Annotated in this window: 9 protein-coding genes; 3 read left to right on the top strand and 6 right to left on the bottom strand. The window is 31.2% G+C overall.

What is annotated here, in order from left to right:
- Positions 1-562, top strand: a 562-nt coding sequence (locus HMPREF3239_RS06610; protein WP_141763601.1) for a transposase, incomplete at its 5' end; no start/stop codon positions are given.
- Positions 563-625: 63 nt separating this feature from the next.
- Here the strand turns inward: HMPREF3239_RS06610 and HMPREF3239_RS06605 are convergent.
- From HMPREF3239_RS06605 to HMPREF3239_RS06595, 3 genes are all read right to left on the bottom strand, one after another.
- The gene (locus tag HMPREF3239_RS06605; protein WP_070855109.1) at positions 626-772 is read right to left on the bottom strand and encodes a bacteriocin; all 147 of its coding nucleotides are present in this window, start codon (positions 770-772) and stop codon (positions 626-628) included.
- Positions 773-791: 19 nt separating this feature from the next.
- Positions 792-935 (bottom strand): bacteriocin, encoded by a 144-nt coding sequence (locus HMPREF3239_RS06600; RefSeq protein WP_070855108.1) that lies wholly within the window; start codon positions 933-935, stop codon positions 792-794.
- Between the two features lie 155 nt (positions 936-1,090).
- Positions 1,091-3,247 (bottom strand): peptidase domain-containing ABC transporter, encoded by a 2,157-nt coding sequence (locus tag HMPREF3239_RS06595; protein WP_070855107.1) that lies wholly within the window; start codon positions 3,245-3,247, stop codon positions 1,091-1,093.
- 646 nt (positions 3,248-3,893) lie between these two features.
- On the opposite strand from HMPREF3239_RS06595, the gene HMPREF3239_RS12785 reads away from it, so the two are divergent.
- A complete protein-coding gene (locus HMPREF3239_RS12785) occupies positions 3,894-4,079 on the top strand; it encodes a M23 family metallopeptidase (RefSeq protein ID WP_141763600.1) in 186 nt (61 codons plus the stop codon).
- Between the two features lie 968 nt (positions 4,080-5,047).
- Here the strand turns inward: HMPREF3239_RS12785 and HMPREF3239_RS06580 are convergent.
- From HMPREF3239_RS06580 to HMPREF3239_RS06570, 3 genes are all read right to left on the bottom strand, one after another.
- Complete coding sequence (locus HMPREF3239_RS06580) at positions 5,048-6,010, bottom strand: glycerophosphodiester phosphodiesterase (RefSeq protein ID WP_141763598.1); 963 nt, start codon at positions 6,008-6,010, stop codon at positions 5,048-5,050.
- A 181-nt stretch (positions 6,011-6,191) separates the two neighbouring features.
- On the bottom strand, positions 6,192-7,580 hold the full coding sequence (gene argH, locus HMPREF3239_RS06575) for an argininosuccinate lyase (RefSeq protein WP_070855103.1): 1,389 nt from the start codon (positions 7,578-7,580) through the stop codon (positions 6,192-6,194).
- Complete coding sequence (locus tag HMPREF3239_RS06570) at positions 7,573-8,775, bottom strand: argininosuccinate synthase (protein ID WP_070855102.1); 1,203 nt, start codon at positions 8,773-8,775, stop codon at positions 7,573-7,575. The genes argH and HMPREF3239_RS06570 overlap by 8 nt, the downstream gene beginning before the upstream one ends.
- Positions 8,776-9,107: 332 nt before the next feature.
- Between HMPREF3239_RS06570 and HMPREF3239_RS06565 the strand changes: the two genes are divergently transcribed.
- Positions 9,108-10,439 (top strand): glucose-6-phosphate isomerase, encoded by a 1,332-nt coding sequence (locus HMPREF3239_RS06565; protein ID WP_053029766.1) that lies wholly within the window; start codon positions 9,108-9,110, stop codon positions 10,437-10,439.
- Positions 10,440-10,519: the final 80 nt, after the last annotated feature.

Here is a 10,519-nt window from a genome sequence, read left to right as displayed (position 1 = left end):
TTTAAATCGAGCGTTAAATATGTCTAGAGTTCATATAATGAATGGTTGTAGAACCTCAAATAGACCGCTTGATAATAAATATAAAAGTTATTGGAAACTACTTCTTAAACCTTTTGAAACACTAGGGGTATTTAATTATCGTAAAGTCCATTTATTTAAAGAGTGGAAAACAGAAAAAGGCATTATGAATTACTTATTAGGTGTAGATGTAGAATTATTTAATACATATCACTACGTTCATGAGTTAAGACGATTATTAAAAGAAAATCAAATAGAAAAATTTAATCATACACTCTTTTCAATTCATCTTTCAGATGTGTGCCCTAAGCTACGCCCAGTCATTAGAACTTTAAGACGATTAACAGCTTTCATTGAAAATACTATGACATATTCTAACCTGACCAACGGTCCGTTAGAAGGAATTAATAATAAAATCAAACTCATTAAAAGGGTATCTTTTGGTTATAGAAACTATGATAATTTGCGTAATAGAATTATTATAACTTCGCGACTATTTGCCTCAACAACAAAAAAAGAGATTAAACAACCTAAGGTTGCTTAATCTCAATATTAGGACTCATCAGTCTGATTTGACGAAGAGCCTTTTTAGTTTAAATAATGATTTCTATCTTCGAGTACCATAACCCTCTTTTAAATCATGCCAACCATTTGAAATGGCATTACCAATATCAGTGATTTCGCCAGTAATTTCACCAACAATCCCTTTACCACCATTGATATCCTTTAATTCTTTTTCATTTAGTGTTTTCATGGAATAGTCCTCCTTTAAATTATTTTCCTTCGAATTTATTAACTAAATTACCAATACCTTGTCCTATATTGCACATTATTCCATCTTCTTCAAAATTACCAGAACAACCAGTTTCACGACCACCATTGATATCTTTTAATTCTTTTTCATTTAGTGTTTCCATTGAAATAGTCCTCCTTTAAATAATTTCATCTTACATTTTATAAATTAACATCGGAATGTAAAGAGAATGTAAATATACAATTAAATGAGCTTTTTTTTGAATTTATTTTTTTATCATCGAAATATTTTTAATAAATATCGTATATTAATATAAAATTAGTCTATTTTCATTTGAAGTTGCCATAAATTTTTATATATACCGTTTAAATGAACTAACTCATCATGTGTACCATTCTCAGCAACTTGACCCTCATTTAAAACATAGATATTATCAGCATTTTTTATAGTGCTTAACTTATGTGAAATAATGATTACGGTTTTACCACGTTGAGTTAGTAAGTCGGTATGCTCCATAATTTTGTTTTCAGTTAAACTATCTAAAGCACTTGTAGCTTCATCAAAAATGTATATATCAGGATCTTTTAAAAATGTACGTGCCAAAGATAAGCGTTGAGATTGTCCACCTGATAAATTAGCGCCTTCTTTTTCTAACATAGTATTAAACTGATCTGGGAATTTCTGTATGAAATCTAGGGATTCTGCTAACTGACAAGCCTTAACGATATCTTCGTCACTTTTGTATTTATTGCTACCATGTAAAAGATTATTTTTAATTGTATCAGCAAAAAGGAATGTGTTTTGTGAAACATAGCCTATATTCTTACGTAAGTCGGATAGATCAATATTATCAATACTATAGTTATCAATCATAATATTACCTTCTGAAGCAGTGTAATAGCGATTGAGTAACTTACCTATAGTTGATTTACCACTACCACTTTCACCAACAATAGCAACCTTTTGCCCCTTTTTTATATTTAAATTAATATCTTTTAATACCACACTTCGAAAGCCATACTGAAAGTCTAAATTTTCAATGCGAATGTTGTTTTTAAAAGTATAAGGTTGTTTAGAAGTATATAATTCATTTTCGGTTTCTAAATCAGTTATTTCAGCAATACGGCGTGCTGCAACAAATGAAGATTGCAGTGTCGGTTGAATATTTATTAGACGTTCAATGGGATCAAGGTAATAAATAGTTAAGGCATTAAAAGCTAATAAACTACCTAACGTCATACTATCCGTCATGACTAAGTAACTACCAAGCCATAATATAACAAGACTGATAGTTAATTTTAAAAAGTTGTTAACCGTTAATTGTATATTAGAAAATCTACCCAGTTTTAATAAGTTTTCAATAATACCGTTAAATTTAGTAGTACCCATGTAGAAACGATCGTCTTCAGATTGATAACTTTTAATAGTATTACTACCATCAAAAGATTCTATTAAATATGAACTCAATTCAGCATCCTTTTCAGCCACCTTTTGATTATATTTTTCAAAAGGTTTACGTAAAGTGTAACTACAAATAATAAAACAAGGTATAAAAATAATTGTTATCAGTAGTAACAAAGGACTTTGCATATAAAGTAATATAGCACCGATAATAATCATGAAAGTATCAACTAACAACGTTACCGTTGAAGATGATAAAGCTTCACGAATTTTAGATGTATCCATGAAACGTTGTAAGATTTCGCCAGATTTACGTGTATCAAAAAAGTTCATCGGAAGATGTAAAACATGATAAAAATAATCTTTCATTAAATTAACATCGATTTTCAAACTTAAATGTAAAATAAGTTGAAACCTTAAATAATTAATGAATGCATTGATTATGTATAAAAGTAAAATACCTAAGCTAATAATATGTAAATTTGTAAGAACATTGGATGGAATAATATGATCAGTTAATAATTTAAAATATAGAGCCCCGACAATACCAACAACATTAATAAATAATGAGATAAAAGCAATAAATAACAACTTCCCATAATTATTTTTAAATATATCAATGAAAATATTAAGATACGAGGGTGATTCATTGTCAGTAGTAAAATCATCTGTTTTATCAATTAATACAGCAATATTAGTCCAATATTTTCCAAATTCAGTACTTGATAACTTATATTTACCTTTAGCAGGATCGACAACATAAAGCGTGTTATTTTTTATTTTTTCAATAATGATATAGTGGTCATAACCTTGTTGATTAATAATATGTACCATAACTGGTAATTGTGCTTGTTTTAAATCATCAAAGGAATCAGCTTTTACACCAGTTAACTCAATACCAATCTTTTTACCTGCTTGTACGAGACCATATAGATTTGTACCTAATTTATCTGTCTTAGCATATTCGCGTAAACGTGGGATGGATACACGCTTACCATAAAACTGTGAAATCATGGCAAGGCAAGTAGGACCACAATCCTTTTCATCGTATTGTCTTATAAATTTTATAGCCATCATAATGAGTCCTTTCAATAAAAGTTTAACTCTATTTTAATAAGTATAAATAGTTAGTATTAAACATAAGTTAAGTAATCCTTTTGATAATGTTAAAAGTACTAAAAAGTAAAAAATGTTTATCTATATTTCTACTTGTGGTATACCCTAATCATACAAATGAAGTTGTTGAAATTATAACAACTAAAAACGTATGATTAGGGTGTATATTAATTATGGGGTAAATGTCACTGATTGTTGGCTATGCGAGGGTATCTTCGATAGATTAGATAATTAAATATCTAGACAAAAATAAATTTACTTTAAACAAATATATAATGCCTGCAAATAGTGGTTGGGAAGTATTTTGGGGTGGAGATAATGAATTATTTAATTATCATTATCCAAATGAATCACAACGGTATGCTTATGATTTAATTATTAGAAAAAAATAATATGAGTTATAAAAATTTTGGCTATATTAATAAGGATTATTATTGTTTTAGTGAAGATATTATAGCCCCACAAGATGGTATCATAATAGATATAGAGAATAAACAACTTGATAGTGACTCACAAAAAGATAATAATTTATTTAAAAATTATATTTTAATATCACATAAACACAATGAATATAGCCTCTTAGCTCATTTAGAATACTTCTAGTATAAACATTTCAATAGGTGTAAAGGTACACCAAGGAGATTTGAAAGGTAAATGTGGAAATTCTGGTAACTCTTCCGAGCCACATTTACATTTTCAAGTTATGAACTCATCTAAAATAGACGAATGTGTTTCTTTAAAAATTAAATATTCTAATGGAAGATCACCTATAAAAGGAGATAGTATATAAAAAATTAAAAGGGGGGACTAAGCAGTGGAAATTTTAATTAAAATAATAGATGTAATCGTTGCTATTGTATCTACTTTTACGGATGAGACTTCGAAATATTTAGCGAAATTAAAAGAAAAAAGGGATAAAAATAAAAAATAAAATTTTAAAAATCATCAATTCTACGAATCTTGGGTATTTTAAAAATATGAGAGGATATTTTATCAGATAAATTAACATAAAATGACTTATCAGAAGTTATCTGTCACTCATACATAATAGATGATATATTATACAGGTCGCCTATCTCTCGGGCGTCAAATTTAGACGTAGAGAGGAGGTGCATTATTTTGTTAATCGTTTTCGTTCACAAAATTATAACACTGGTTAATAGGGGAGCGCAAAACTCTTATATTAAAAAATGGGGAACTTTGAGTAGTATTATAAGCTATAGTACAGAAATATTTAAGTGTTTGTATTCAGAATTTAGCTTTCCATTAAATGATATATTGCTAGAAGGTACTGATAAAAAAGTGAGTAAAGAATATATAAACAAGAATCAGAAAAATTTTTATTGTCTATAATCATCTATTACTTTCTTTTTACTAGTAACTTCGATAATTGCAAGCAGTATCATTGGTCATTAAAAAAATAAAAGACGAATAAAAAATAACATATAACATTAATAAGATAATTGATCTTTTTTAGTGGTTCTATAATCAATCAGTCTGGGACATAAATTATATAGTAATGCTATTTATCAAATTCGCAGTAGCTGACTGAACTGAAAATACACTTAAATCAAGCTTTTTTCAGTTCTAGTCACCCTTGCGGGGGTGGGACAACGAATTTAAAAAGAATTCTGTCCCACTCCCATTTGACGAAGCGCCTATAATTAAAACGCTATCGTTTGTTTTGATACAAAAACAAGCGATAGCGTTTATTTTATTATTCACTAAATTATTAATTTATGAACCATAGTCATACTTTTATTTTTGAGCACTGATTGCTTTATATTGATCAGCATAGTTAGTGAATACACCGTCAACACCATATTGGTTTAAACGCTGCATATCAGCCGTTTCATTGACAGTAAATGGGTGTACAAGAAAGCCAAGGTCTTTTAAATGCGCTGTATTTCGTTCATTTAAATCACTATATTCAGGACCTACACCAATTGCATAAGAACGAATACGTTGTAAATCGGCATCGCTTTGTTGTGCTAATTCGCCTTTGTCTAATAAACGAATTAATGGCACATTCGCATTTAGTTGATGCATTTTTAATAAACTTGCTTCTGAAAATGATTGTATCAATACGTGACCGTGCTGAAGCGCGTTAGAATTAAGCATATTGTGTTTGTCTAGTGTGTCTAAAAGTTGTTGTTCCATGCCAGGATAAACATCAGGCTGCTTTGTTTCAATATAATAATTTGCATCTGTACCATAACGTGTCAAAATTTCATCTAATGTTGGAACTGTAGCACCTTTATATCGATCATTAGCAAATTGAGGATGTTGTTCATTAAAAGATGAACCAGCGTCAAGCTTCTTTAATTCCGATAAAGTGTAATCCTCGACACGTCCTGAGCCATTCGTTGTACGGTCAACTGTTTCGTCATGCATGGCGACTAAATGACCATCTTTGGTACGTTGTAGATCAATTTCAATATATGAAGCACCTAACTCATTGTGACTTTTGTCATAGGCTGCAAATGTATGCTCTGGTGCATAGCCGCTTGCGCCACGATGAGCAATAGTAGTGTAGCGTTCTCCTGTTAAATTGGTTGTCCATTGTGATTGATTACCTTGGGTTGTAGACGTACTAGATTGGTTCGGCGTTATAGTATTTGAGATCGCACTACCACTTGCTTCAACAGGCGTATGTATAATTGCTAACCCTAAAGTAACTATAGTTAGACTTGAAATGATACCTTTTTTCTTTGCTTTCAACAAACTCATCCTTTCACAGTTAAAGTTACAGTTAAAATCTAGCAAAGCATATTTATGAAAGGAAGTGAATTTTCAAAAGCTTAAAATAATTATTAAATAGTTAAAATTCACTCAATAATGTTAACAAAAAAAGGCTGGAGTGGGGCAGAATAATGAATGAACTCTGTCCCATTCCAAGCCTTTATAAGGTATCGTTATTTAATACTTTCTTAGCAACGTTAAGTTGATGGCGTACTGCATCTTGACCTGTAGAACCATAACTTTTTCTACGGCTAAGACAATTTTCGGGTTTAAGATAATCATAAACATCTTGATCAATGTTTGCATTTAATTCTTGGTAACGTGCAAGGGGTACATCTAATAAATAAATACCTTGTTGAATGCATTCATAGACGATTTTTCCAACAATTTCGTGCGCTGTTCTAAAAGGCACATCTTTAGCTACTAAATAATCGGCTAATTCTGTTGCATTTGAAAAGTCTTGATGTACGGTTTCGTTTAGACGGTCTGTATTAACAGTCATTGTATCTAACATACCTTCAAAAATGCGCAATGATCCTTTTACTGTGCGTACTGAATCAAATAAACCTTCTTTATCTTCTTGTAAGTCTTTATTATAGGCAAGTGGTAGACCTTTTAGTGTGACGAGCATACTCATTAAATGGCCTGTCGTACGTCCGACTTTACCACGAATAAGTTCTGCCATATCAGGATTCTTCTTCTGAGGCATAATAGATGAACCAGTAGAAAATGCATCAGATAGTGTGATGAATTTCGCTTCATCTGTTGACCAAAATATAATTTCTTCAGCGAAACGTGATAAATGAATCATTGTTAATGAAATATTATGCAGTGTTTCAATAATATAATCACGATCACTTACTGCATCTAAACTATTCTCATAAACTGAGCCGAATCCTAATAACTGTTGCGTTTCATGTCTATCAATAGGGTGTGTGGTACCACTTAATGCTGCTGCACCTAATGGTGAAATATCAATACGTTTCATACTATCGACAAAGCGTGAATAATCTCTATCAAGCATCCAGAAATACGTCATAACATGGTGTGCAAATGAAATTGGTTGTGCACGTTGCAAATGCGTATAACCTGGCATAATAGTGTTGACATGTGATTGTGCTAGGTTAAGAATGGATGTTTGGAATGAACGTATAAGTGTTTGGATGTCTTGGACTTCTTTTTTAACATATAAATGCAAATCAGTGGCAACTTGGTCGTTTCTACTACGACCTGTATGCAATTTACCTCCGGCGTCACCAACGCGTTGAATGAGTTCATGTTCGATGTTTAAATGAATATCTTCGAGTGACTTCTTAAAATCAAGCTTACCATTATAAAAATCTTGTTGGATCTCTTTTAATCCATTAATGATAGCATCTTTGTCATCTTGCGAAATGATATGTTGATTAGCTAACATGGTCGCATGTGCAATACTACCTTGAACATCTTCATCTAACAATGTTTGGTCGAAATCAATCGACGCATTAAATTCATCGACCCAATCTTCAGGTTGTTGTTGAAAACGACCACCCCATGCTTTACTACTCATTACTATAACCTCCATGAAGATAAGCATTGACTTGAGTAGGTAAACCATAAATATCGATGAAACCTACAGCTGCTGATTGATTAAATGCATCTTCTTTAGTATATGTTGCTAATTTTTCATCATATAAAGTATATGGAGACTTTCTTCCATTAACAATTGCATTACCTTTAAATAGTTTAATTCTGACATCACCTTCAACATATTGTTGTGTACTATCGATAAATAATTTTAAGCTATCTGTTAATGGTGAGAACCATAAGCCGTTATATGTTTGTTCAGCAAATTGTTTCTCTATTACTGGTTTAAAATGAGCTACATCTTTAGTTAAGGTTAATGTCTCAAGTGCTTTATGTGCTTTTAAGATAACTTCAGCACCAGGTGTTTCATATATTTCACGAGATTTAATACCAACTAGACGATTTTCAACATGGTCGATACGTCCAATACCATGTTTCCCAGCTAATTCATTTAAAGTTAAAATTAATTGATCTAGGTCATAATCTTTATGATCTAATTGAACAGGAATACCATTTTTAAATGAAAGAATGATTTCATCCGGTGTATCCGGTGTATCTTCTAATTCTGCTGTTAAGTCATAAGCGTCTTTAGGTGGTGCAGCATATGGATCTTCTAAAATACCACATTCATTTGCTCTGCCCCATAAGTTTTGGTCGATAGAATACGGAGAATCATGATTGATGCCAACAGGGGTGTTATGTTTGATAGCATAATCAATTTCTTCTTCACGACTCCAGCCCCATTCTCTAACTGGCGCAAATGTCTTAAGGTTAGGGTTTAACGCTTTAATAGCAACTTCGAAACGAACTTGGTCGTTACCTTTACCAGTACAGCCATGCGCAATACCTATTGAATTCGTTTTCTCTGCAATCTCAACTAATTTCTTCGCAATAAGTGGACGTGATAACGCCGATACGAGTGGATAACTATTTTCATACATTAAATTACCTTTGATAGCGTAACTTACGAAATCATCACTAAATTCTTTCGTTGCATCAATAATGTGACACTCAACTGCCCCCATATCTAATGCTTTAGAATAAACGACATCTAAATCTTTACCTTCACCAACATCTAAACATACAGCTACAACATCATAGCCTTTATCTATAAGCCATTTAACGGCAACACTTGTATCTAATCCACCTGAATATGCTAATACGATTTTCTCTTTCATTAAAATTCACCTCATAATTTTTCTGAAAATTGATATAAATTAATACTAACAGATATCAAATGAAAATAAAACCATTTTTTTACATAAATATACAAAATTTTGAAATCTGTATATAATAATGAATTCCATTGAATTAAAGGGGATAATGCAACATGACTCATTTTCAGTATTATTATTTTATTTATAAAATATTCATTTTTGAATTATTAGAAAATGTCTTAAAATTGTTGAATTAATTTGAAAATATGTGAATAGTCAGTCATGTCAATTGAATAGATAGCATAAAGTTAGTAAAATTAAATCAACAAGGACATACAGGAGGCTTTTATAAAATGACTCATATTCAATTAGATTATGGCAAAGCATTAGAATTCTTTGGTCAACATGAAATTGATCAACAACAAGATATCGTTAAAACTATCCATAAAACGATTCATGAAGGTACTGGTGCAGGTAGTGATTTCTTAGGTTGGGTCAATCTACCAGAAGATTACGATAAGCAAGAATTTTCAAGAATTGTTGAAGCGTCAAAACGCATTAAATCAAATTCAGACGTACTTGTAGTTATCGGTATTGGCGGTTCATACTTAGGTGCACGTGCTGCTATCGAAATGTTAACTTCTTCATTCCGAAATTCAAATGAATATCCGGAAATTGTATTTGTTGGTAATCACTTATCATCAACATACACTAAAGAATTAGTAGATTACTTATCAGATAAAGATTTCTCTGTGAATGTAATTTCAAAATCTGGAACAACTACAGAACCTGCAGTAGCATTCAGACTGTTTAAACAATTAGTTGAAGAAAAATATGGTAAAGATGAAGCTAAAAAACGAATTTTTGCTACTACAGATAAAGCTAAAGGTGCATTAAAACAATTGGCTGATAATGAAGGTTATGAAACATTTGTTGTACCAGATGATGTAGGTGGCCGTTATTCAGTATTAACAGCTGTAGGTTTATTACCAATTGCAACAGCTGGCATTAATATTGAATCAATTATGATTGGTGCTAACAAAGCGCGTAAAGAATTATCATCAGATAACTTAAATGAAAATATTGCGTACCAATATGCGACAATCCGTAACATTTTATATAGTAAAGGATATACAACTGAAATGTTGATTAACTATGAGCCATCAATGCAATATTTCAATGAATGGTGGAAACAATTGTACGGTGAGTCTGAAGGTAAAGACTTTAAAGGTATTTATCCATCAAGCGCAAACTATACAACGGACTTACATTCATTAGGTCAATATGTTCAAGAAGGACGTCGTTTCTTATTTGAAACAGTTGTAAAAGTAAACAACCCTAAACACGATCTTACAATTGAAGAAGATAGTGATGATTTAGACGGATTGAATTACTTAGCAGGTAAAACAATTGATGAAGTAAATACGAAAGCATTTGAGGGTACATTATTAGCACATACTGATGGAGGCGTACCTAACGTAGTTGTGAATATACCACGTTTAGATGAAGAAACATTTGGTTATGTCGTTTACTTCTTTGAATTAGCTTGCGCAATGAGCGGATATCAATTAGGTGTTAACCCATTCAACCAACCTGGTGTTGAAGCATATAAACAAAACATGTTCGCGTTATTAGGTAAACCTGGATATGAAGATAAGAAGAAAGCGTTAGAAGAACGTCTATAATACGCTAATCTTCTCATTGATTAAATTAAATATATATTAAGAATAATCCGGGACAAAAATAATATAATGAAGCTATTTTG

The sequence above is a fragment of the Staphylococcus sp. HMSC34C02 genome, assembly GCF_001838705.1.
In the GTDB taxonomy this organism is placed as follows: domain Bacteria; phylum Bacillota; class Bacilli; order Staphylococcales; family Staphylococcaceae; genus Staphylococcus; species Staphylococcus borealis.
This window is presented reverse-complemented; position numbering and strand designations above follow the sequence as displayed.

Bases quoted from the DNA above. Each gene is read 5' to 3' on its own strand.
- HMPREF3239_RS06565 (WP_053029766.1), top strand. From the start codon at position 9,108: ATGACTCATATTCAATTAGATTATGGCAAAGCATTAGAATTCTTTGGT.
- HMPREF3239_RS06600 (WP_070855108.1), bottom strand. From the start codon at position 935: ATGGAAACACTAAATGAAAAAGAATTAAAAGATATCAATGGTGGTCGT.
- HMPREF3239_RS06595 (WP_070855107.1), bottom strand. From the start codon at position 3,247: ATGGCTATAAAATTTATAAGACAATACGATGAAAAGGATTGTGGTCCT.
- HMPREF3239_RS06570 (WP_070855102.1), bottom strand. From the start codon at position 8,775: ATGAAAGAGAAAATCGTATTAGCATATTCAGGTGGATTAGATACAAGT.
- HMPREF3239_RS06605 (WP_070855109.1), bottom strand. From the start codon at position 772: ATGAAAACACTAAATGAAAAAGAATTAAAGGATATCAATGGTGGTAAA.
- argH (WP_070855103.1), bottom strand. From the start codon at position 7,580: ATGAGTAGTAAAGCATGGGGTGGTCGTTTTCAACAACAACCTGAAGAT.